This window comes from Streptomyces sp. NPDC046985 (assembly GCF_040644415.1).
Lineage (GTDB): Bacteria > Actinomycetota > Actinomycetes > Streptomycetales > Streptomycetaceae > Streptomyces.
This window is the reverse complement of the sequence record NZ_JBEYWK010000009.1, coordinates 119,073-139,435: the sequence shown is the minus strand read 5'-3', so window position 1 is coordinate 139,435 and position 20,363 is coordinate 119,073. Positions and strand designations below refer to the sequence as shown.

20 protein-coding genes, 1 tRNA gene and 2 pseudogenes are annotated in these 20,363 nt (G+C 69.4%); 12 read left to right on the top strand and 11 right to left on the bottom strand.

Going from position 1 to position 20,363, the window contains the following annotated elements; genetic code table 11:
• Positions 1-66: 66 nt before the first annotated feature.
• Positions 67-738 carry a hypothetical protein gene (locus ABZ861_RS14215; protein WP_361629342.1) on the bottom strand — a complete coding sequence of 224 codons (672 nt, stop codon included), beginning with the start codon at positions 736-738 and terminating at the stop codon, positions 67-69.
• A gap of 487 nt (positions 739-1,225) precedes the next feature.
• Complete coding sequence (locus ABZ861_RS14210) at positions 1,226-1,951, bottom strand: DUF4142 domain-containing protein (RefSeq protein WP_361628973.1); 726 nt, start codon at positions 1,949-1,951, stop codon at positions 1,226-1,228.
• A 289-nt stretch (positions 1,952-2,240) separates the two neighbouring features.
• Here ABZ861_RS14210 and ABZ861_RS14205 point away from each other — a divergent pair, with 289 nt between their 5' ends.
• Both ABZ861_RS14205 and ABZ861_RS14200 read left to right on the top strand, forming a co-directional pair.
• Positions 2,241-2,933 carry a DUF6445 family protein gene (locus ABZ861_RS14205; protein WP_361628970.1) on the top strand — a complete coding sequence of 231 codons (693 nt, stop codon included), beginning with the start codon at positions 2,241-2,243 and terminating at the stop codon, positions 2,931-2,933.
• A 345-nt stretch (positions 2,934-3,278) separates the two neighbouring features.
• Positions 3,279-4,199, top strand: a pseudogene (locus ABZ861_RS14200) (NAD(P)-dependent oxidoreductase); the annotation flags it as partial.
• Between the two features lie 168 nt (positions 4,200-4,367).
• Here ABZ861_RS14200 and ABZ861_RS14195 read toward each other — a convergent pair.
• The gene (locus tag ABZ861_RS14195) at positions 4,368-5,414 is read right to left on the bottom strand and encodes a hypothetical protein (protein WP_361628967.1); all 1,047 of its coding nucleotides are present in this window, start codon (positions 5,412-5,414) and stop codon (positions 4,368-4,370) included.
• Positions 5,415-5,817: 403 nt separating this feature from the next.
• Here ABZ861_RS14195 and ABZ861_RS14190 point away from each other — a divergent pair, with 403 nt between their 5' ends.
• Complete coding sequence (locus ABZ861_RS14190) at positions 5,818-6,246, top strand: phage holin family protein (RefSeq protein WP_361628964.1); 429 nt, start codon at positions 5,818-5,820, stop codon at positions 6,244-6,246.
• Entirely contained in the window at positions 6,243-6,743 is a 501-nt protein-coding gene (locus tag ABZ861_RS14185; protein WP_361628961.1) for a DUF3618 domain-containing protein, read from the top strand. The genes ABZ861_RS14190 and ABZ861_RS14185 overlap by 4 nt, the downstream gene beginning before the upstream one ends.
• Before the next feature lie 198 nt (positions 6,744-6,941).
• On the opposite strand, the gene ABZ861_RS14180 is transcribed toward ABZ861_RS14185, so the two are convergent.
• Together ABZ861_RS14180 and ABZ861_RS14175 are read right to left on the bottom strand one after the other, a co-directional pair.
• Positions 6,942-7,316, bottom strand: a complete 375-nt coding sequence (locus tag ABZ861_RS14180) for a DUF4232 domain-containing protein (protein ID WP_361628958.1) — start codon at positions 7,314-7,316, stop codon at positions 6,942-6,944.
• Positions 7,317-7,631: 315 nt separating this feature from the next.
• Positions 7,632-8,189: a DinB family protein gene (locus ABZ861_RS14175; protein ID WP_361628955.1), complete on the bottom strand. Its 558-nt coding sequence runs from the start codon at positions 8,187-8,189 to the stop codon at positions 7,632-7,634.
• Positions 8,190-8,991: 802 nt separating this feature from the next.
• Here ABZ861_RS14175 and ABZ861_RS14170 point away from each other — a divergent pair.
• The 4 genes from ABZ861_RS14170 to ABZ861_RS14155 all read left to right on the top strand — a co-directional run bounded on the left by ABZ861_RS14170 (position 8,992) and on the right by ABZ861_RS14155 (position 11,451).
• Positions 8,992-9,258 carry a CopG family transcriptional regulator gene (locus ABZ861_RS14170; protein WP_361628952.1) on the top strand — a complete coding sequence of 89 codons (267 nt, stop codon included), beginning with the start codon at positions 8,992-8,994 and terminating at the stop codon, positions 9,256-9,258.
• A complete protein-coding gene (locus ABZ861_RS14165) occupies positions 9,255-9,698 on the top strand; it encodes a PIN domain-containing protein (protein WP_361628949.1) in 444 nt (147 codons plus the stop codon). The genes ABZ861_RS14170 and ABZ861_RS14165 overlap by 4 nt, the downstream gene beginning before the upstream one ends.
• Before the next feature lie 288 nt (positions 9,699-9,986).
• Entirely contained in the window at positions 9,987-11,039 is a 1,053-nt protein-coding gene (locus ABZ861_RS14160; protein ID WP_361628946.1) for a Shedu anti-phage system protein SduA domain-containing protein, read from the top strand.
• A gap of 154 nt (positions 11,040-11,193) precedes the next feature.
• Entirely contained in the window at positions 11,194-11,451 is a 258-nt protein-coding gene (locus tag ABZ861_RS14155) for a hypothetical protein (RefSeq protein ID WP_361628943.1), read from the top strand.
• On the opposite strand, the gene ABZ861_RS14150 is transcribed toward ABZ861_RS14155, so the two are convergent.
• The 3 genes and pseudogenes from ABZ861_RS14150 to ABZ861_RS14140 all read right to left on the bottom strand — a co-directional run bounded on the left by ABZ861_RS14150 (position 11,440) and on the right by ABZ861_RS14140 (position 14,804).
• Complete coding sequence (locus tag ABZ861_RS14150; protein ID WP_361628940.1) at positions 11,440-12,207, bottom strand: IS5 family transposase; 768 nt, start codon at positions 12,205-12,207, stop codon at positions 11,440-11,442. The two genes, ABZ861_RS14155 and ABZ861_RS14150, sit on opposite strands and share 12 nt — an antisense overlap.
• A 1,078-nt stretch (positions 12,208-13,285) precedes the next feature.
• Positions 13,286-13,709, bottom strand: a pseudogene (locus ABZ861_RS14145) (transposase family protein); the annotation flags it as partial.
• 1,021 nt (positions 13,710-14,730) lie between these two features.
• A tRNA-Gly gene (locus ABZ861_RS14140) sits at positions 14,731-14,804 on the bottom strand.
• A gap of 579 nt (positions 14,805-15,383) precedes the next feature.
• On the opposite strand from ABZ861_RS14140, the gene dcd reads away from it, so the two are divergent.
• Together dcd and ABZ861_RS14130 are read left to right on the top strand one after the other, a co-directional pair.
• Entirely contained in the window at positions 15,384-15,959 is a 576-nt protein-coding gene (gene dcd, locus ABZ861_RS14135) for a dCTP deaminase (protein ID WP_361628937.1), read from the top strand.
• Positions 15,960-15,971: 12 nt separating this feature from the next.
• The gene (locus ABZ861_RS14130; protein WP_361628934.1) at positions 15,972-16,469 is read left to right on the top strand and encodes a phosphoribosyltransferase; all 498 of its coding nucleotides are present in this window, start codon (positions 15,972-15,974) and stop codon (positions 16,467-16,469) included.
• 59 nt (positions 16,470-16,528) lie between these two features.
• Here ABZ861_RS14130 and ABZ861_RS14125 read toward each other — a convergent pair whose 3' ends face one another.
• Both ABZ861_RS14125 and ABZ861_RS14120 read right to left on the bottom strand, forming a co-directional pair.
• Positions 16,529-16,972: a hypothetical protein gene (locus ABZ861_RS14125; RefSeq protein WP_361628931.1), complete on the bottom strand. Its 444-nt coding sequence runs from the start codon at positions 16,970-16,972 to the stop codon at positions 16,529-16,531.
• 14 nt (positions 16,973-16,986) lie between these two features.
• Positions 16,987-17,787: an aminoglycoside phosphotransferase gene (locus tag ABZ861_RS14120; protein WP_361629340.1), complete on the bottom strand. Its 801-nt coding sequence runs from the start codon at positions 17,785-17,787 to the stop codon at positions 16,987-16,989.
• 355 nt (positions 17,788-18,142) lie between these two features.
• On the opposite strand from ABZ861_RS14120, the gene ABZ861_RS14115 reads away from it, so the two are divergent.
• Positions 18,143-18,502, top strand: a complete 360-nt coding sequence (locus ABZ861_RS14115; RefSeq protein ID WP_361628928.1) for an ATP-binding protein — start codon at positions 18,143-18,145, stop codon at positions 18,500-18,502.
• Between the two features lie 117 nt (positions 18,503-18,619).
• Here ABZ861_RS14115 and ABZ861_RS14110 read toward each other — a convergent pair whose 3' ends face one another.
• Positions 18,620-19,567 (bottom strand): YIP1 family protein, encoded by a 948-nt coding sequence (locus ABZ861_RS14110; protein WP_361628925.1) that lies wholly within the window; start codon positions 19,565-19,567, stop codon positions 18,620-18,622.
• A gap of 219 nt (positions 19,568-19,786) precedes the next feature.
• Here ABZ861_RS14110 and ABZ861_RS14105 point away from each other — a divergent pair, with 219 nt between their 5' ends.
• On the top strand, positions 19,787-20,131 hold the full coding sequence (locus ABZ861_RS14105) for an antibiotic biosynthesis monooxygenase (protein ID WP_361628922.1): 345 nt from the start codon (positions 19,787-19,789) through the stop codon (positions 20,129-20,131).
• The last annotated feature ends 232 nt before the right edge of the window (positions 20,132-20,363 follow it).

Genomic DNA, 20,363 nt, shown 5'->3' with positions numbered 1-20,363 from the left:
GCGACCGCCATGTGATCGCCATCGGCTGACCCACAACTGAGGCATCGTCGTCGGGACTCCGGTGCGTTACCAGCCCGTCTGGGGTTCGCCCAGCGGCAGTCCCGAGTCACGCAGCCAGGCCTGGCCGGCTGGACTCCAGGCGACGCGGGAGCCGAGCGAGACCCAGACCTCGAACTCACCTGGAGCCGGCTCGGTGTGCTGACCACACCAGACGCTGTTGAAGCAGAGCTGGATGCCGCAGCCCTTGGAATCGGGCAGGTCCCGCCAGGCGCAGTCCCAGCTCACGCCCATGGTCAATGGTCCCAGCACGGAGACCATCCGCTCCAGTTCCTCAGCGGTGCAGTCGTCCTCGGGCTCGCTGTCGGGGCCGCCGAAGGGCGAGGTCAGATGGAGAAGGAGCGCTGTGCCTTCGGGCAACGGCCACAGGTCGGCCAGGTCCGGGCGGAGCTGCGTGTCCGCTGTGAACACGTTGCTCGACTCCAGACGATCGAACGCGACGCCACGGCGTGTCAGTTCGCTCAGGAGCGGGCCGGTGGAAGGCGGCGCCAGGTCACCGGCGAACCGTCCGACGCTGAAGGTGCGCAGAGCGTAGAGGTACTGCTCAAGGGTGGTGACCGGCTCCAGCCGGGGCCAGGGAACGCCGTCCCAGTCGGCCAATTCGCGCATGATCGCGCGCCCCCGCGACAGCGCGCTCGCCGCATCGGGAAAGGGCTCCCGCACCCGATAGAGAATCGACATGGACAAGGGAGTCTCCCCTGAAAGCGAGGGCGCGGAGAGGCGTGCCGCCGAGAACGCCTCCCCCTAGATCTGTATGTACGGGAAACTACCGCTGTACCGAGCGCCCTGCGCAGAACAAGATCGCGCCGGCTCGATCCGGGGAGGTGCGCACGGCGACCTTTGTCTTACCGGGTTTCCGGGCATCCGCAGTCAGCCAGACCAGAACGGCCCAGGCCACGGCAGGTACTGCGACTTCGGCCATGCGCGGGAACGGCGGAGCCGTCAGGCGGCGAGGTCGACGTCGCCCGGGGTGCGTGGTGCGTAGAGGGCGCCGGTGCGGATCATCGCGTGGACGACGTTCACTCGTGGGCCATGAGCAGGGCCTCGCAGCGGGCCCGGCCCGGTTTCTTCAGCCTGGGCGGGGGACCGTGGCGCTGGAGGAGGGCCTGGACGAAGCGGTGGGCCCCCGGGGCCCGCTAGCCCCGGGGCCGGTCGCTTGCCTATCCGCTTAACCCACCGTCGGGCTGGGGGCCGGCGCGCCGCCGCCGTCGCCGAGGTTGAGCGGGCTCGAAGTGGCGTTCGGCGGCGGGGTGAGCACGATCTGGGGCTGGCCGCCCGTGGGGGGCGGCGGGGTCATGTCGGAGGCGGGGAGCTTCGGCGGAGTCGTCTCCTGGAACAGCACCTGGTCGAAGTCGACCAGGCCGGTGTTCTCCATGACCGTGATGTGGTCCAGGACGGTGGCGTTGGCCTGGTTGGCGAGCGCGCGGACCAGGGTGTTCTTGGTGGTGGAGCGGATCTTCGCGATCGTGTTGAAGATCGAGCCGTGCGTCACCCGCAGGATGTTCGCCAGGTCGGTGTCGAACTGCTTGCCGCTGTCCGCGCTGAGCGTGCTGACGAAGCCGCGCTGCTGCGGGCTCGCCAGGTCGGGCAGCGTGATGTTCAGCATTGGGGCGATCTTCCGGCAGCTCGCGTCCAGCGCCGCGTGCCCGTCGATCAGGTGCCGCCCGGCGGTGATCACCGCCTTGGTGGTGCCCTTCTTCACGGCCATCTGGCCGACCGGGTACTCCCACAGCCCCGCCGCGCGCACCTTCACCACGAAGTCCCGGTCCGACTCGGTGAGCGGCCCCCACTGGGTCTGGGCGATGACCCGGGTGGGCGCGCTGGAGACGGTCTGAAGACCGAGCATGCCCGGGTAGGCGAGCGCGCCGAGGGTCAGAGCCAGTGCTCCGCCCACGAAGAGCGTTCCCGTCGCGTTCCGCGAAAAGCGCACCGTGTCTCCTGCCCGGTCGGGGAGTCCGCCCGTAGGCGGTTCGTACGCACAGCAGTACGGGAACGGAAACGTCCGGAACCTTTTGGATTGGCAAAGAAACCCGGCTGAGGGTGAGCGGCGGGAGTGCGGAAAGAGCGGGGACGGGGCGGCGGCAGGGGCGAGACGTCAACAGCGTTGCTGCTCAGCAAGGTTGACGCAATGTTGACCGGAACGTGGGAGAGCCCTGGGGAACGCCCGCCCTACATTCGGCCGCATGCCCCCACAGCCCCCCGTTCCCCCCGGTGTGCCCGCCGCGCTCCCCGTCCTGCCCTACCGCAAGCCCACCAAGGGCCGGGACTACTGGGTGATCGACGACGTCCTGCCCGACCCGGACGCCGTACGGGAGCGGTGCCTGGACCGGGACGACTGGGTCAAGGGATACCCGTACACCTCCGAGACGTGGCCGGGGCTGCGCACCATGCCGGGTCTGGAACCATCTGAACTGGCCCGCGTAGAACGGCTGGTGAGGAAGGCGACCGGCGCGAAGGAGCTGTGGGTGCAGCAGGCGCCCGGCGGCGGCACCCTCAACCACAACTGCGTGCAGGTCGTCGGCGAGGGCGAGAGCGAGCCGCGCCCGCACACCGACTCACGGGCGCTGTGCCGGTACGCGGCCGTGCTCTATCTCAACCCGGCGGTCCCCAAGGACTGCGGCACCAGCTTCTACCGGCAGTCGCTGCCCGGCGGCCGGCTCGGCGGCAACGTCGTCCAGGCCCCGCACACCAACCTCGTCGAGGCGCTGGGCACCCGGTTCGTGGCCCCGGACGCCTTCGAGGAGGACGTGCGCGTGCCGCACCGCGCCAACCGGCTGCTGCTCTACCACGCCAACCTGGTGCACAGCGCGACCGGCTACTGCGGCCGCACGCTGGACGAGAAGCGCATGACGGCGGTCTTCTTCTGGATGGCGTGAGCCCGGAGGACGGACGCCAGGCGGGTGCGGCCGCGCGGTGAGGGAGCGGCGGCCGCGGGAGGCGGGTGCGCCGGCGCCGGGACGGAGTGACGGCCGCGGGAGGAGCGTGCGCCTGCGTCGGGACGGAGTGACGGCCGCGGAAGGAGCGTCCGCTCGCGCGGTGAGCGAGCGGCGGTCGGCGGAGGTCCGTCCGCGGGAATCCGGCGGTGACCCGGCAGCGGCCGCGCGGGGCTGCCGCGCGGGACTGAGGAGCGTCTTCGCGCAGGCACGGCGGGGTCGTGGACCGGCGGCCGGGCGTGCGAGCGCGGCGGCACGGGTACCCAGGAGAGGCCGTACCCGCGGGACGAGGAGAAGGAGAGGGGCATGACCGACACCAGCCGCACCGTCGGCTTTCTGGGCGCCGGGATGATGGGCGCCGCGATGGCTCGCAACCTGCTGGGCGCCGGACACGCCGTCCGGGTCTGGAACCGCACCCGCGCCAAAGCCGAGCCGCTGGCCGAAGACGGAGCGCAGGTCGTGGACACCCCGGCCGAGGCGGTGCGGGACGCCGACGTCATCGTGACGATGCTCTACGACGGCGACACGGTGCTGGAGACGATGCGCGAAGCGGCCCCCGAGGCGCGGCCGGGCGCGATCTGGATGCAGTCGACCACGGCCGGTCTCCCCGCGATCGGCGAGCTGGCCGCGCTGGCCGGCGAACACGACCTGGTGTTCTACGACGCCCCCGTCCTGGGCAACCGGAAGGTCGCCGAGGACGGGAAGCTGAGCGTGCTGGCGGCGGGGCCGGTGGACGGGCGGGACGCCGTGGCCCCGGTGTTCGACGCGGTCGGCGCGCGCACGGTGTGGACCGGCGAGGACGGGGCGTCGGCCCCCTCGACCCGGCTGAAGCTGGTGGCCAATAGCTGGGTCATCGCGGCCACGGTGGCGACCGGCGAGGTGCTGTCCCTGGCCAAGGGCCTCGGGGTGGACCCGCACGGCTTCCTCGATCTCATCGCCGGCGGCCCGCTCGACATGGGCTACCTGCACGACAAGGCCGCCCTCATCCTCGACGACGAGCTGATGCCGCCGACCTTCACCGTGACGACCGCGGAGAAGGACGCCCGTCTGATCGTCGAGGCCGGCGAGCATCACGGCGTACGCCTGGACATGGCCGCCGCGAGCGCCGAACGGTTCGCCCGCGCCGCCGCCCAGGGACACGGCGCGGAGGACATGGCGGCGGCGTACTTCGCCAGCTTCGACGCGGAGCCGGACGCCCCGGCGGAGTAAGGCTCCGGCGGAGTAAGCGCCCTAGGCGGGCCGCCGGGGGGGCGTGTAGCGCTTCCCAGGCGTGCCGCCGGGGTCCGTGCAGCGGCTTCCGCCGCGGGCCGCCGAGAAGGTCACGCGGGAGAGCGCGCCGCGCTCCTGCGGCACGCGCACGGACGCTTCACCGGCGGCTCAGCCCCCCGTCCTCTCCCCGGCCCGCGCGCCGGGCACGCGGTCGCGGTCGCCGCGCAGAAGCCGAGCCGGGCTCGGGGGCGGCCCCGGAGTCCGGGCCGGGTCCTGCGCCAGGACCGGTCTCGGGGTCGGATCTGGGGTCGGGGTCGGGGTCGGTTCCGGGGTCGGCGCGGGCGCCGGTTCCCGCTCCGCGTACGGCGCCGCGGGTTCGGGACTGGCGACGCGCACCGGAAGCACCGGCGCAACCACCGGCGGAACCACCGGCGCAACCACCGGCGGCGCGACGGCGGGATCCCGGCGCCGCATGCGAGGCAGCCGAGGCAACGGCACACGTAGCCAAGGGCGTTCGCGGAGCAGGGCCAGGAGGATCGCGGCGGCCACCGCGATGAGGTGCTCGCGCCCGGCCAGGTTCGGCTTGACCACGGACTCGGCCACCATGGAGCCGCCGGTCAGGAAGAAGACGACCGGCGCCCTGCGGACCACGGACAGGTAGGTGAACAGGCCCACCACCGCCGCCGACGGCCCGGTGTCGAGGACTTGGCCGATCTCCGGCGGCAGCCCCAGCCCCTGCCAGCCGGGGCCTATCGCGATCATCAGGCGCACCGTGAGCGTGCCGGCCAGCGTGGTCGCGTAGGAGATGAACAGGGTCCGGCGGCGGCCCAGCGTCAGCTCGGCCAGCGCGAAGGCGAGGAAGAGCTGGGTGATGCCGGCCCACACCGGGAGGTCCAGGGCGGGGACGTAGAGGGACACGGGGGTGCGCAGCAGGGCCAGCCACAGCGGCAGGTCCGCCTGGACGCCGCCGAGGATCCGTACCGCCGCCTCACCGGCGGGCGGCTGGGCGAGCGCGTGGAAGAAGATCACTCCGAAGGCGGCCACGAAGGCGAGCAGCAGCCCGGACAGCCCGCGGCGCGCCAACTGCCGCACCGGGTCCACGACGATGGCATGCCACTCGCCGCGCAGGGTGCGCAGCACGAACAGCGCGAAGAGCGCGAGCCGGGCCGCCGCCCGTCGCCCGCGCCGGCTGCCGTCTCGGCCCGTCCCCGTCACGCCGCACCCCCGGTCGGCCCGTCCGTCCCTCTGTACCGTTGCCCCACCGCTCGGCCCCTCGACGCAGTTCCCCCACCCGTGCGCACAACCGTATGGACCGCGGAACGGCTCGCCGCGTTCCCACACGCCGCGCGGCGGTTCTCCCGGCGCGCGGGCGCCCTGGGTGGAGCAGTGCGCTCGCACAGTGTCACCCGGGCGCCGCGTCGGCGGGCTACCGGGTGGCCGCCGACGCGGCGCCCTGGGCGCCGACTTGCCCCTCCCGAGCGGCGTGCGCGAGCAGTTGGGTCACGCCGTCGGTCCTGAACCGCGCCGTACGGGGTATGCGCCTGAGCGGCGGAGTCTGCACAGCGGGCGCCTTCCGCCGCAAGCAGTGACAGTCACCAAGTGACGGGAGGTGATCGCCATGTCGAGTACGCAGCCACACCGCGCGACGGATCAGCAGACCCACAGCTCTGAGCCCGTGGGGGAGTTGGTGCAACGGGCGTCGCAGCAGCTCACGGAGCTGGTACGCGGCGAACTCCGCCTCGCCCAGGCGGAGATGAAGGAGAAGGGCAAGCGGTACGGCAAGGGCGGCGGGCTGTTCGGCGGGGCCGGACTCGTCGGGTTCCTGATGCTGGAGGCCCTGGTGGCCACCGCCATCGCCGGGCTCGCGGTGCCCCTGCCGGTGTGGGCCGCCGCCCTCATCGTGACCGCGGTGCTCGGGGTGATCGCCGGCGTGATGGCGCTCATCGGGAAGAAGCAGGTCGCCCTGGCCTCACCGCCCACCCCGCAGCAGACGGTCGAGAACGTGAAGGCCGACGTGGCCGAGATCAAGGAGAGTGCGCACCGATGACCCAGCCGCCCCACGACGAGCCCACCGCCTCCAGCCCGCAGGAACTGCGCGAGCAGGTCGAGCAGACCCGCCACGAACTCGGGGAGACCGTGGAGGCGCTCGCGGCCAAGACCGACGTCAAGGCCCGCGCCCAGGAGAAGGCCGCCGAGGTCAAGGAGCAGGCCGCCGCCAAGGCCGGTGCGCTGAAGGAGCAGGCCGCGCTCAAGGGCGCGGAGGCCAAGGCCAAGGCCGAGGAGGCCAAGGCGAAGGCCGCCGAGGCGGCGGCGAAGGCGCAGGAGAAGCTGCCGGAACCGGTCAAGGAGAAGGCCGCCCAGGCCGCCGGGCAGGCCCGCGCGAAGGCGGCCGAAGCCGGCCGGCTCTGGGAGGAGAAGGCGCCGGAGCCGGTCCGCGTGAAGGCGGCCCAGGGCGCCCGGCTGGCCCGGGACAACAAGCCCGCGCTGCTGGCCGCCGGTGCGGTCGCCCTCATATGGCTGGTCCGCCGCCGCAAGAAGGGCTGACCCGGTCAAAGCCGACCCGATCCAGCCGGGGCTGACCCGACCCGGTCAGAGCTGACTCGCTCGGGGTTTACCCGGTCGCGGCGCACAGGCCGTCCGCCGGCCGCGGGGACCGTCTTCAGGACCACGGTCCCCGCGGTCGGCGGTCGGCGGTCGGCGGCTGGCGGCAGTCGCGCGACCGCGTCGCGGACGCCGAGGCGACTACCAGGTGGGCGTGTCCGCCGCGTTGTCCTGCCAGTAGGTGACGGCGGCGGCGCTGTTGAAGAAGACACCGCCGTTCGGCAGGTTCAGCGTCTTCTCCTTGCTGATCCCGTTCCCGTTCCCGTCGGTGAAGAGCACGCCCAGGGTCTTCTCGGTGCTGCCGCCTTCGCCGTCAGGGGAGTACGTCGCGATGCCCGCGTACGCGGTCTGGCCGGGCTTGAGCATCAGCACGCCCTGCGGGGTGCTCTCCTCGACCCACGGCAGCGGGGCCTGTACGGCGGCCCCGGCCCGCAGGAACGGCGCGCTGTAGGCGTAGACAGGGCTGGGTGCCGTGTCCGCGTCCGGGCGTCGGCCCCCGCCGTCTCCGCGCCGCACTCGTCGGCGTCCGCGTCGCCCTCCACACGACCGAAGGGTCCCTCGACCCCGGCCCTGACCGCGACTCGAACCGCCAGGACGCCCGGCGCCAAGCCGCCCGCCCACAGCCCACGCCCGGACCACGCCCAAGTCCGCGCCCAGAGCCGCGACGAGATCCCGCTCACGGTGAGCACCCGCACCTATGCCTGGGACGACCCGCAGTGCGAGGGCAAATACCTGCTCGGCGGCACACAGTGGAACAGCGCGCCCGAGAACTGGCGTCCGGGCCCCGCCGCCGAGGACACGCCTACGTGCACGGGGCCGGACAGGCACTGGCTAGCCCATGCTCTTGGCGCCGTCGAGAGACTCGCGGATGATGTCGGCGTGGCCCGCGTGCTGGGCGGTCTCGGCGACGATGTGCAACAGCACCCGGCGGGCCGACCACTGCACACCGGGTTCGAACCACGGCGCCTTCGGCAGCGGCCACGCGGCGTCCAGGTCGGGCAGAGCGGTCACCAACTCGTCGGTCCGGCGCGCCTCTTCCGCGTAGTCGGCCAGCACACCGGCCAGCGTCTCCTCGGGCAGCAAGCGGAACTCGTCCGCCCGACGCGCCCAGTCGGCGTCGGTCATCGCCGTGACGTCCGGCATGGCCGACGGCCCGTTCAGGATGAAGTCCCTCCAGCCCCGCTCGACCTTGGTGACGTGCTTGATCAGTCCGCCCAGGCACAACTCGCCGGCGGTGCTCCGCAGACGGGCCTGCTCATCGGTGAGGTCCCGGGTCGTGAACCGCAGGAAGTGCCGCTGCTTGGCCAGTGTCTCCACCAGGTCGGCGCGCTCGCCGGTGAGAGACGGGCGCTCGTTCAGCTCGCGGGTGCTCAGCTCGTTACTGGTCATGATCGCTGCCTTTCGGTGTCCCTGTTCCGCATTCCTGTTCCGTCGGCAAGAACAACCATAGGAGCCGTCTAGGTCAGTTCGTGTCCTAGTGGCGGGACGCCTGCGGGGTGAGGTAACGATGACGACCTGAATGACGAGGACGGCGCGCCCGGATGACGAGGGCGGCGCGCCCGGTGCGCCGACAGCCGTCCGAGACGTCGGGCTAGAAGGAAGGGCGCCTCCGCGAGCGTGCCGAGCCCCTACCGTTACGACCTCGCACACAGCTACACCACCACGGTGCCTGCCTCGCCCGTCACGACGGTCCGTCCCCCCCCCTGGCTTCGGGCCTCGACAGCTTCCACACGCTGGCTTCGTCGAGACTGCCGTCGTCCGAGAAGACGTACGCCCTCGACGAGACCGTGCACCGCCATGTCGCGTACTCCCGGTTGTCCACGGACGGGCACAACGAGTGGACGTTTCGCTCGGGTTATGCGACGGACGTCGAACTCATCCTGATCGAGGCTCAATTGAAGGTCGTACCCGCCACCGCCTCCTTCGTCACCCTGCGCGTCACCGCCGTCGACGATCAGGGCGGCAGCCCCGCCGGACCCTCGTGCGCGCGTTCGCGGGCCCGGCCCAGCAGGGCGACGAGACAGCGGGCGCCCGCCAGTGCACCGTGCGCAGCCCTCCGTGCGGGGGCGCCCGTGCGGGGACGCGTCCCTACCCACTGTCCCGTGGCCTTCGGCGATGGTGGGCTAAGGCGCACGAAAAGCACGCCATAGTGCCGGGTACACCAATTCGGTACATGGACTACTGTTGGTACATGTCCATGAAGCGCACCAATGTCTACGCCGACCCCGAAGACCTGGCCATCATCAAGGAGGCCGCCAAGCGCCGAGGCGTTAGCGAGGCTGAGATCATCCGCCAGGGCATCCACCTTGCGGCCATGGCGAACCGGGTCTGGGACGAGCCGTTGTTCTCGCGCACCTTCGAGGGGCCGGGGCGGACGCTGTCCAAGTCGGAGGTCCGCGACACGGTCGCCGAGGCCGTCCGGCGTGAGACGGGTTCGGATTCCGGATCGGTCGCGTGATCATCGTCATCGCCGACACGTCCGGTCTCCTGGCAGCCTTGGACTCGGCTCATCCGGAAAACCGGGCGGCGAATGAGGCGATCATGGCGGCGGGCCTGCTCGTCATGTCCCCGCTCCTGCTGGCCGAACTGGATCACGTGGCGACGCGAGAGCTCGGCAGGGAGGCTGCCCTCAGTGCGGTCGACGACCTGCGGCGCTGGATGGGCCTGGGTCGTGTCGTCATGCCGGAGATCACAGAAGACCACCTGGGCGCCGCCCAGTCCGTCCGTGTCCGCTGCCGCGCGCTGAACCTCGACCTCGCCGACGCGGTGAACGTGGCGCTTGCCGCCGACTACGACACTGACGCGATCCTCACCCTCGACCGACGGGACTTCCGGGCCGTGCGCCCGTTGGGCCGCTACAAGACGTTCCGGGTGCTCCCCGACGACCTTCCGCTCTGACGAAACGGCGCGGCGTTCACCGACGGTAGTTCCTCTTGTCATCGAAGAGATCCAGATCGAAGGCGTCCTCCCCGGCAGCCTCCCGCAGGCGGGTAAGCGGCCGACGGTTCTCCAACGCCCGCGCAGTGCGGTGTTCACCGTCTCCGTCTCGATACTAGTGCCAAGGGCCTCGGCTGCGTTCGCGACCGCGCGCCAGGAAGTGGCATCGTCCGCTCAGCCCCTGCCGCTGGGGGCAAGCCGAAATTCCCGCCAAGCGTGGTTGTCAGTGGCCGGCCCTAGGGTGCTCACGTGGCGACATTTCGATCCGGCTTCACCCTTTGGCAGAGGGTACGGACGGCGCGCAAGCTCACCGAGGATGAGCGCGTCCGGGTGCGCATCGACGCGGTGCTGTACATCATGGGCGGCCTCGGTGGGACGTATGGCAAAAGCAGGCCTCTAGTGGATGCCTTGGAGGATGTGGCCCGAGAGGCGATCCTTCACGAAGGCTTCGCCCTCGCTCAGCGCTTTCAACGCTTCGCCGCCTATGCCAGAGGCGACCTGTTTCTCGAAATTCTTGAGAACTACTACGACGACGAAGCACGGCAGCGCAGCGAGGAGCGCATGCGGAGGATGGCTGCCATGGGTGCTGACAGGGCGGTCGCCGCCTTGGACGCTCTGTGCCGTGACCGACCCGACGCGACCGCAGCAGACGCTCGTGACCTCTTTCGCGGCGTTGCCCGGTCCGTCGATTACCTGGGCCTCGGAGACGGCGAGGGCGGGATCCGGCTTTCCATCCGGGAGCTGAGGCGACTTCAGCAGTACGGGCAGATGGAGATCGTCCTCCGCAACCTGCCTCGGCCCGCCTCCGCCGAGGCCACACGGATGATGAACGACGTCCTGGCCGATGTTGACGCCGGCATGCTGGCACAGTTCTTAGAACTGAGGGCCAGACAGGTCGGCCTGGCGGCCTTGCGCATCGCGGTGGAGGACCCGGACAGTCCCGAGTTCGCCCTCCATGCCGCTTTGAAGAGTCAGGAATGGATCTTCGGCGGGGCTTACGTGGCCGAGCTGGCACGCCGGCAGTACACCCCAGAAACCATCCTCGACATCCCGCTCCTGCGCGGTGACGGCTCTCTGCACGTGGTGGAGCTCAAGCGCGCCAACATCAAAGACCTGGTCATCCGGCGCTCTGGCCACCTCATGCTGGGCGCCGCGGCGCACCGCGCGGTCTCCCAGGCACAGAACTACCTCCGGGTCATGGACGAGAACCGTCAGAGCATCCTGGCCGAGCACGGGGTCGACACTCGCCGAGCCTCGGCGACGGTCGTGATCGGACACCCGCACTTCGTGACGGGGGCGTGACCTCTCGGGAGATCGCGGAGACGCTGCGTACCTACAACACGCACCAGACACGGATAGAAGTGATTACTTACGAGACCCTGTTGAATTCAGCCTCCCGCATGCTGGCCCTGTCATCGGCACGACGGGACACTGAACCGGACGAGGAGCCTGCCGCATGACTGACGCGCCGACCGCGATCGAACCGCTCCTGGCCCGCCTGTGCGGCGGTCAGATCACCGATAGGGACTACGTCGGATACTTCATGAACGGGTGCGGAGAGGAACTCGTTTTCGCCCAGCGCCGGGACGAGAAGACCGCCCGGCTCTGGCACAGCGACGCGGATTGGCTGATGTTCCTTGTCGGCGACCACTCGATTCGGCTCGACGGCCCGATGGACGGGATGATCACTGAGCCTTTTCCATCATCGGTCTGAGCTGGCCAGATGCAGGGTCACGACGGCTCGGACGAAGCTTGTGACGCGAGTGGTCGAGCACCGCAGCTTGCGGAGGAGTCGCCGGGACTTGAGGGTGGCTACGGCTTGCTCGACCAAGGCCCGGATCTTGGCGTGAGACCGGTTGACGGCCTTCTGACCTTGGGAAAGCGTCTCCCAACGCCCCCAGTACGGTACGCGGACCGTCCCCCCGGCGCCTCGGTATCCCTTGTCGGCCCAGCATGTGACGCCGGCGTCCGCGAGAGTGCGGACGACACCGTGTTCGCGGGCGGCCCGGACGTCGTGGACGGCACCGGGCAGAGCCGGAGAGGCCCACAGCAGCCGACCGGACGGATCGGCCAGGACCTGCACGTTCATCCTGTGTCTTTTGTGCTTGCCGGAGTAGAAGGGGCGGTCCGCGGCGATGCGGTCGATGGGCAGCAGGGTGCCGTCCAGCAGCACGAATGCCTTTGTCGATGCCGTACGGGCCGCCTCCTCGAGGGTTGGGGCAAGTGCGGCCAGGAGCTCTACGGCCTCGGCGACGTACCGGTAGGCGGTCGTGGCGCGGATGCCGAACCGGGCCGCGAGCTGGGCATACGGGTGGCCGTTGCGAAGGTGGGCGAGAGTGAGCAGGGCCTGCCGGCCTGGGCTCAGGCGCCGCCACCGGGTGCCGAGTTCGTGACGGTGCCGGCTGAGCTTGGCGGACAGGAAGCGCAGGGCAGAGCCGGACACGTCGATGCCCGACGGGTAGACAAGCACACGAAGCCTCTGGTGGAGACGGTTCTCTTGGTCGATAACCCATCTACCAGGGGCTTCACCTGTCTGTCAGCCCAACGGACCTATCCAACGGCCAGGTTGGAAAGGGTTCGTGATCAGGTCACCACCTGCCCGACTCCCGACCCGGCGCAGCAACCAGATCTTCGCAAACATGGTTGCGTAAGTGCTAGGTGCGCCGGCCGGACCGGGTCCAGCGCGGAATGCCCCACGACCACGGGTCCTGGAGTGCGCCCTCGATGTTCCTGTTTTATCTATTCAGATGCGTTATATATACTTCTACGCAAGAGTGCTCGAGGATTCTTGCTCCTCCCCCTAGCTCGGGGGAAGTGCCTGTGCCATGCTAACTTCCGCATCTCATCAGGCGAAACCTTTGATAAGTCGCCATAGTGGAGGAATCTGCGTGTCATCCATTGGAAAGCGTTGGACGCGTTCACTCGCGGTGCTTGGCTTGGCTGTTTCCGGACTCGCCATCAGTGCTCCTGCTTCACACGCTGGATCATCTTGCGGCTACCCATACTGCTCAGAGACATTTAACCAGTCCAGCGTAGCCGTCTGGGTCGCCCGTGACTGGTGCGGCACCAAAGAATACTTGATTCAGTCCACCGCCCCTTGTGGTACAAAGACATCTGACAAATGGCTACTACCCGGTGACCACACTGATTCCCACGAGGACTGGGACGTCTTCCGTGTTGACGCCGGCTATTGTTACAAATTTCAAATGTACTCCGTCATCGTCGGCTGGGAGCCCAGTGAGACTGTGGACCGCCGCAATCAGTCCCTTCCCGAGTGGGTGCGAGTCCACGATGATGAAACCGCCTACATAACTAAGCAGAGTAACATCAGCTGCTAACCTCAAAACTTTCGTGAGGGTCTGCCGACGGAGTCGGTGGGCCCTTTCGCTTTCCGGAGCTGGAACTGAACTTAATGATGTCGGTGTCGTTCGCGTGACAACTGGCCATTGGCCCCGATAGCTGTGGAGTGTGGGGTATGCGCCGGGTGGCGGGCTGACCGACGCCGAGAGGACCACGTGGACGGCTCCGGGCCGCGCGGGTGAGGCCTACAGCAGTCGTCCAAAGGGGTCGGCGAGGACTTGGACGTTCATACCGTGCTTCTAGTGTTTGCCCGAGTAGAAGGGCCGGTCGTCGGCGATCCGGTCGATGGGTAGGACAGTGCCGTCGAGCAGGGTGAACGCTCTCCCCGATGCTTCGCCGACGGCTTGTTCGAGCGTGGGTGCGAGGGTGGCCAGGACATCGACGGCTTCGGTGATGTACCGGTACGCGGTCGTCGTGCCGATGCCGAAGCCGGCTGCGAGTTGGGCGTAGGGATGTCCGTTGCTGAGGTGGGTGAGGGCGAGCAGCGCCTGTCGGCCGGCGCTCAGCCGACGCCAACCGGCTGCCGATCGCACGGCGACGTTCGCGCAGGCGGGTGCTGAGGGAGCCAAGATGCGAGCTGGACAGATCCAGGCCGGACGGGTAGACAAGCACGCGAAGCCTCTGGTGGTACGGGAGATATTGGTCGTGAACCCGTCTACTAGGGGCTTCACTCGTCTGTCACGCCAACTGCCGCACTGGCAGGGCAGGATGAAAAAGGCTCACTGTCGCCGACCTGATCATCAACCGTGAGGAGGCGACATGGTTGTCCTCCTGCCTTGCCGCCTCCCGCCACCTGCGACAGGGGCGCGCCTGACCACCTCTTATACCTGACGGCCATAGACGCGGTGGCGGCATCTCTGGTGACACCGCAGAAACCCGCCAGCAGTTGGTCACGCCATCATGGTGCGGCTGCGATGGCGCAGCCGCACCATTGGGCTGCTGCGGTCTGATTTGTACGCGTGCGGAGTCGAGAACGGCGCGGTAAGCAGTTTCTGCCGGCCCATAATCGGCTTCGGCTGCTCGGTGGGTGGGGCGAGCTTGAATGCGGGCAACGAAGACGCCGGTGATGGTGCCGAGGGCGACGCCGCCAAGGGCTCCGACGGCGGATATCCATGCTGCAGTTACTTCGGGTTCCACAACGGCTGATCATGTCGTAAGGGGGCGCAGTACCGTACTGGGCATTCGAACTGGGTGCCTGAGCGCCTGAATCGACGAGCTGAGCGACGCCCTACCGGAGGCTGAAACCACCTCGTTCGCCACCCCCTACCACTGGCACCTGCCGGAGGCGCTGCAGGACTGAGGCGGCTGGCCGGACTGAGACACGGCTCACCTCAGCTCCGCGAGGGGGATTTCGGTACGGTGCCAGTGAACGGCGTAGGCGATCGCGGTGAACGCTACGTCGAGTGGATCAGCGCTGCCTTCTCCGATGCTGGCTGACCCAGCCTATGGGATCCTCGAGCGCGGCCCGGGAGTGCGCTGAACAGCGTGGCTGCGGGATTGGACGCGACGGTCTGGAAGGCGCGGGCGGCGGCCGGACCGGCATCGGAGAAGCCTTCTGGCACGGATCTGGCACGCGGCGACTGACGAGCGAGGACGACAAAAAGGCTCAGGTCTCTGACCTGGGCCTTCTTCGTGGAGCGGGTGACGAGAATCGAACTCGCGCTCTCAGCTTGGGAAGCTGATGTTCTACCATTAAACTACACCCGCGTAAGACGTCGACTGCTGTCGGTGTCCGGTGCTCGCTCACTGTACCTCATGCCTGGCCCCCGGTGCTGACGCCGTGGGGCCCGCGTGCGTGCGCGGGGTGGTGCGGCGGCTGCGGGGGAGGGGAGTCGGGGCGTACGGTGTGGGCGCGGGAGAGGGGGCCCCGCGGGGCCGGAGTGCCGCGTGGGAGGGCGTCCCCTTCATCCCCTAATGTGGCTTTCGTCGCCAAGTGGCAGAAGGTCAGGCGTGGTTCTGGGGAAGGGACTTGAGGGCTTGATGGAGCGCACCGTCGTCCGTTGTGCCGAGGGGCACGTGTTCAGCACCGCTTCGTTCCCGATGCAGCAGGCCGAGCGGCTCGGGCCCGGTCGGCTCGTGCGGTGCCCGCAATGTGCCCGGCTTCGCAGTGCGGTGCCGGTGCCCGTGCTGTTGCAGCGGCAGTAGTCGCGGCGGCGGCCCGGGGGGTCGGGCCGCGGCGCCCCGCGAAGCGGAAGAGCGGCACCCCGCGCGGGGAAAGAAGCGGCGGGCAGCGCGCGGAGTCGTCCTGATTACGGGGGCTCCGCGCGCCTTGCGTATCCTCGGGGCGTGCTTCTCTCAGACAAGGACATCCGGGCCGAGATCGACGCCGGGCGGGTGCGCATCGACCCCTTCGACGAATCCATGGTGCAGCCGTCGAGCATCGACGTGCGCCTCGACCGCTTCTTCCGGGTGTTCGAGAACCACCGTTACCCCCACATCGACCCCTCGGTCGAGCAGCCCGACCTCACCCGGCTCGTCGAGCCGGCGGGGGACGACCCCTTCATCCTGCACCCGGGGGAGTTCGTCCTCGCGAGCACCTATGAGGTCATCTCGCTCCCCGACGACCTCGCCTCCCGCCTTGAGGGGAAGAGCTCGCTGGGGCGGCTGGGCCTCGTCACGCACTCCACCGCCGGGTTCATCGACCCCGGCTTCTCCGGGCACGTGACGCTGGAGCTGTCGAACCTCGCCACCCTGCCGATCAAGCTGTGGCCCGGCATGAAGATCGGGCAGCTCTGCCTGTTCCGGCTCACCTCGCCCGCCGAAGCCCCGTACGGCAGCGAGCGCTACGGCTCCCGTTACCAGGGGCAGCGCGGGCCCACCGCCTCACGGTCCTATCTGAACTTCCACCGCACCCAGGTCTGAGGGGCCGCCCGCATGAGCGACATACGAGAGAACCTCACCTACGAGCGGTTCGGCGACGCGGTGCGCGAACTCGCCCAGACCATCGCCGACGACGGCTACGAGCCCGACATCGTGCTGAGCATCGCGCGCGGCGGCGTCTTCGTCGCCGGCGGTCTCGCCTACGCCCTGGACTGCAAGAACATCCACCTGGTGAACGTGGAGTTCTACACCGGCGTCGGCACCACGCTCGAGATGCCCGTGATGCTCGCGCCCGTCCCCAATGTGATCGACTTCTCCGACAAGAAGATCCTGATCACCGACGACGTCGCCGACACCGGCAAGACGCTCAAGCTGGTCCGCGACTTCTGCCTCGACGCGGTCGCCGAGGTCCGCACCGCCGTGATCTACGAGAAGTCGCAGTCCCTGGTGAAGTGCGAGTACGTCTGGAAGCGTACCGACGAGTGGATCAACTTCCCGTGGTCCGTTCAATCGCCCGTCGTGCGGCGCGACGGTCAGGTGCTCGACGCCTGAGAAGTGGTGTGCCCGCCAGCCTCTGCGCGAGGCTGGCGGGCACATTCCTGTTGCGCTGGCTACCAGTTGTGCAGAAGGCGGGCGAGCTCAGGGATCTGCTCTTTCGGGAAGTGCAGCAGCACCGAGTCGTTGAACCCGTCCGGTCCGAGGGGGACGTTCATTCGCCACGATCCCTGGCGCCACGGGTGCCGGACGCGCGCCCCGAATTCGAGGGTTTCAGCGAGGGCGGCCACAAGACGCATGGCGTCGGGAATGGGGATCTTGAGCAGTGCCCATCCGCGGTGGTACTCGATGAACGGTCCTCCCCCGTATCCGAGCGGAGTAGCGCGCTTTTCGCGTACGCCGGCGGTGGCCTCGCCTACGTCTTCGCAGCACGCACTCGTCGAGTAATGGAGACGCCAAAGTTCCCGGACGATTGGCGTCATGGCAGCGTCGACCTGTACGCGCTCACCGGTCGGTGTGGTGAGTATCTCGTACGGGTGAATGGTTGGATCGGTCGGCATCGGACCCCCCTCGTTCACGCCCTGCGGTAGTCGAGCCACTGCTGCGCGGCGTCGGCGAGCTGGCGTTTCCATGCGACATCGGGAGCATCCGCGGCGATGCCGGCCCAGAGCCGTTGTTGAGCGGTGGCGAACACGTCGAGGGCCCGGGGTGGCGCCGTCGACCATGCGGGGTTTTTCGCTGCCCAGAGTTCGGCGTCCGCCGGGGGGTGACCGGCTGATACGAGCCAGATGACCCAATAAGCGGCGTCAATCCATGCGGCTCCGCGGGTAGGCCATGCCCAGTCGACGACGCGGGCGACGTTGTCCACGATCAGGACGTTGTCGGGAGTCCAGTCGGTATGCAGGACGGTGTCGCCTTGTAGGAGTGCGGCGTCGTCGGGATGGTCGACGTAGTCGGCGAGTCGCTCTGCGATCTGTTTCAGTTCGACGTCGGCGGGGGCACGGATACAGGCGATCTTGATGATTGCCTCAGCGACGAGAGGCAGGTCGTTGCTGTGGAGGGAGTAGTCGGCGGGACGGCCGACGAGTTGCTCGAAACCGAGCAGATGCCAGTCGTCATCCTTGACGGTCCACAGCAGGCGAGGGGCGAGGGGGAGGACGTAGGGGTTGATCGCCGCCTCCCGTTCCTGCGTCCACACGCGCGGGTGGTCGCGGCGCAGACCCTTGACGAAGACGGCGCCAGCGCGGGTGTCGAGGATTGCAGCGAGTTCGCTGTTCAACCCCTTGTCGCTGCTGTTGGTCGCGTAGAGGGGGCCGGTGTGCGCGACGACGGCGTGGCGTGTGGCCGGCGGTAGGTCGTCCCAATGCATCCTCATAGTCACCACGGGCGGGAGTGTACGGCTCGGGAATGGGCGGGGCCGCCCGCACGCGGCGGGCGGCCCCGGATGTCGCGGAGCACGGCACGACCTAGTACGGGTTGTCGTTGCCGCAGCCGCGCATCACCTCGTTGCACAGGGTCACGAGCGGCATGCAGGTGGTACTCGTCTTTTGTAGTGCGCAGCCACTGCATCCGCTGTGCCGCTGTAGCGCTCGGTCGGAGATGTCCCCCAGTCGGGCGAGACCCGCGACCCCTTCCTTCAGGAGTGGAATCGTTCGAGCCGCAGAACTCCGGCGTCGCGCAGGGTGCGCAGCAGCCGTGATCGGGCGGCCCAAGGCAGCCCCTCATGACGTTTGGCGCCGTACACACACTCGTGCGCCGCGGATTCAGCACGACTGCTGGTAAGCGAGGTCGTCACGAACGTCTATGCGCACACCGCCACGCTTACTGTTCACATCGACATTTCGGTGCATCCGGAAAGCGTCACCGTGGCTGTGTGGGACGACAAACCGGAGAAACGGCCGAGGGTTCTCTGCGCGCACGCGGGACGGGAGGGTGGCCGAGGTCTGCGACTCGTCGCGCAAGTGGCGACGCAATGGGGTGTCACGTGGCCGTCAGAGCCTGACTCGCGCGGTAAGTGCGTGTGGTTCTCGCTGGCGGGATCCGTTCCACCGCCCGTCGTACGGCGCGACGGTCAGGTGCTCGACGCCTGACGCCTGACGTCTCATGTGCCGTACTGCGGTCGTCGAGAAGGGCCCGGCTGGAGCCGGGCCCTTCTCGCGTGGCGTCGCCGCGTCCAGCCGCGCGGACCCGCTGTCCGCGCGGACCGGCTAGAACGTGCCCAGTTTCACGATCGACAGCAGGGCGATGAGCTGGATCGCGGACGCGCCCAGGGCCTTCGGCCAGGGGAGGTCGTGGGAGCGGCTGACCATCAGGGTCAGCAGGGCGCCGGCCGCCACCCAGGTGGCCCAGCCCAGGAGTTGGACGAAGCCCGCGTCGCCGCCCGCGAACAGGGCGAAGACCAGGCGCGGGGCGTCCGTGAGGGACATGACCAGCATGGACAGGCCGACCGTGGGCTGCCAGGCGCCGTCGCCGCCGAGCTGGCGGGCCAGGGTGTGGGTGACCACGCCCAGGACGAAGGCGCTGAGCACCATGGCCACGGCCGTGAGCAGGACGATCGGCACCGCGTTGGAGAGGGTGGCGTGGATCGCGTCCTGGCGCGCGCCGTCGAAGCCGAAGACCGCCAGCAGGCCGTAGAGGAACGTCACGGTGAGGGCCGGGCCCCACAGCGTGTAGTCGCGCATCTGGAGGAACGTCTGGTTGGGGGACAGCACGATGCCCCGCAGCAGCGGCTTCCAGTGCAGGCGCGGGCCGATCGGGCCGGACGCCGTCGAACCGGCGCGGTACGTCTCGCCCTGCGAGTACGGGTCCTCGCCGACGGCGAACGCCTGGGTGTTGCCCGGGTTGTTCGCCGCGTACGGGTCGCGGACGCCCTGCGGGCGTGCGCCGCCGTCGCCGAAGTACTCGGGCTCGCCCTGGCCGCGCGCGGGGCCGCCGCCCTGCGGCGGGGGCCACTGGCCCGCCCCGGCGCCGCCTCTGTACTGCGGGCGCTGCTGCGGGCGCTGCGGCGCGGACGGCTGCGGCGCGGACGGCTGTGGCGCCGACGGATAGCCGTAAGCGGGAGCCTGGGGCGCAGGCTGCCCGTACGGAGTCTGTTGGGGGCGCGTGTGCGGGGCACGGTCGTTCCGGCCGCCGCGTCCGATCCTGAATCCAGCCACGTCGTCGAACGTACCCGGTCCCGGCGGGCCACGTGCCAGGGCGGCGTTCCTGGGCGGCCTTTGCGGCCGACCTGTGACATCCCCTAGGGGCGTGGAGGCGTGTGCCGTAAGGGCGCCGGGGCGGTGACGTCCTCCCCGAGGAGGGCGCCGGGCTCGGCGTCTCCCGGCGGGGTCGGGGCGTTCTGGGCGGCGCCGGTCCCGAACGGGCAGGATGGGCTCATGAGCGTAGTGAAGATCAACGTGCTGACCGTGCCCGCCGAGCAGCGGGAGACGCTGGAGAAGCGGTTCGCCTCGCGGGCGCACGCCGTGGAGAACTCCGACGGGTTCGAGTGGTTCGAACTGCTGCGTCCGGTGGAGGGAACCGACGCCTACCTCGTCTACACCCGCTGGCGGGACGAGGAGTCGTTCCAGGCCTGGATGGAGGGGCCGATGAAGGCCGCCCACCAGGGCGGCGCCCCAGGTGAGGGCGGGGGCGAGGGCGGGGAGCGGCCCCGGCCCGCCGCTTCCGGCGCCACCCTGTGGTCCTTCGAGGTGGTGCAGCAGGCCTCGCCCAAGGACGCCTGACCGCACACGTCCTGCCCAAGGACGCCTGACGCGCCACCACACGCCTCGGCCACGGACGCCTGACGCGCACGCCGTGCCCAAGGACGCCTGACGCGCCACCACATGCCTCACCCAAGCGCGCCTGACGCACACGCCGACGCCCCCTGCCGCACGGTCGCGGCAGGGGGCGTCGGGCGTCCTGCGAGGCGCCGCCTTCGCGTCGGCGCCTTCGCGGCGCCGACTTCGGCGTCGC

What these genes read in the sequence shown, in the direction of transcription:
- ABZ861_RS14215 (WP_361629342.1), bottom strand. Translation starts at nt 738, where the DNA reads ATGTCGATTCTCTATCGGGTGCGGGAGCCCTTTCCCGATGCGGCGAGC.
- ABZ861_RS14205 (WP_361628970.1), top strand. Translation starts at nt 2,241, where the DNA reads ATGCCCCCACAGCCCCCCGTTCCCCCCGGTGTGCCCGCCGCGCTCCCC.
- ABZ861_RS14190 (WP_361628964.1), top strand. Translation starts at nt 5,818, where the DNA reads ATGTCGAGTACGCAGCCACACCGCGCGACGGATCAGCAGACCCACAGC.
- ABZ861_RS14185 (WP_361628961.1), top strand. Translation starts at nt 6,243, where the DNA reads ATGACCCAGCCGCCCCACGACGAGCCCACCGCCTCCAGCCCGCAGGAA.
- ABZ861_RS14175 (WP_361628955.1), bottom strand. Translation starts at nt 8,189, where the DNA reads ATGACCAGTAACGAGCTGAGCACCCGCGAGCTGAACGAGCGCCCGTCT.
- ABZ861_RS14170 (WP_361628952.1), top strand. Translation starts at nt 8,992, where the DNA reads ATGTCCATGAAGCGCACCAATGTCTACGCCGACCCCGAAGACCTGGCC.
- ABZ861_RS14155 (WP_361628943.1), top strand. Translation starts at nt 11,194, where the DNA reads ATGACTGACGCGCCGACCGCGATCGAACCGCTCCTGGCCCGCCTGTGC.
- ABZ861_RS14130 (WP_361628934.1), top strand. Translation starts at nt 15,972, where the DNA reads ATGAGCGACATACGAGAGAACCTCACCTACGAGCGGTTCGGCGACGCG.
- ABZ861_RS14125 (WP_361628931.1), bottom strand. Translation starts at nt 16,972, where the DNA reads ATGCCGACCGATCCAACCATTCACCCGTACGAGATACTCACCACACCG.
- ABZ861_RS14120 (WP_361629340.1), bottom strand. Translation starts at nt 17,787, where the DNA reads ATGAGGATGCATTGGGACGACCTACCGCCGGCCACACGCCACGCCGTC.
- ABZ861_RS14105 (WP_361628922.1), top strand. Translation starts at nt 19,787, where the DNA reads ATGAGCGTAGTGAAGATCAACGTGCTGACCGTGCCCGCCGAGCAGCGG.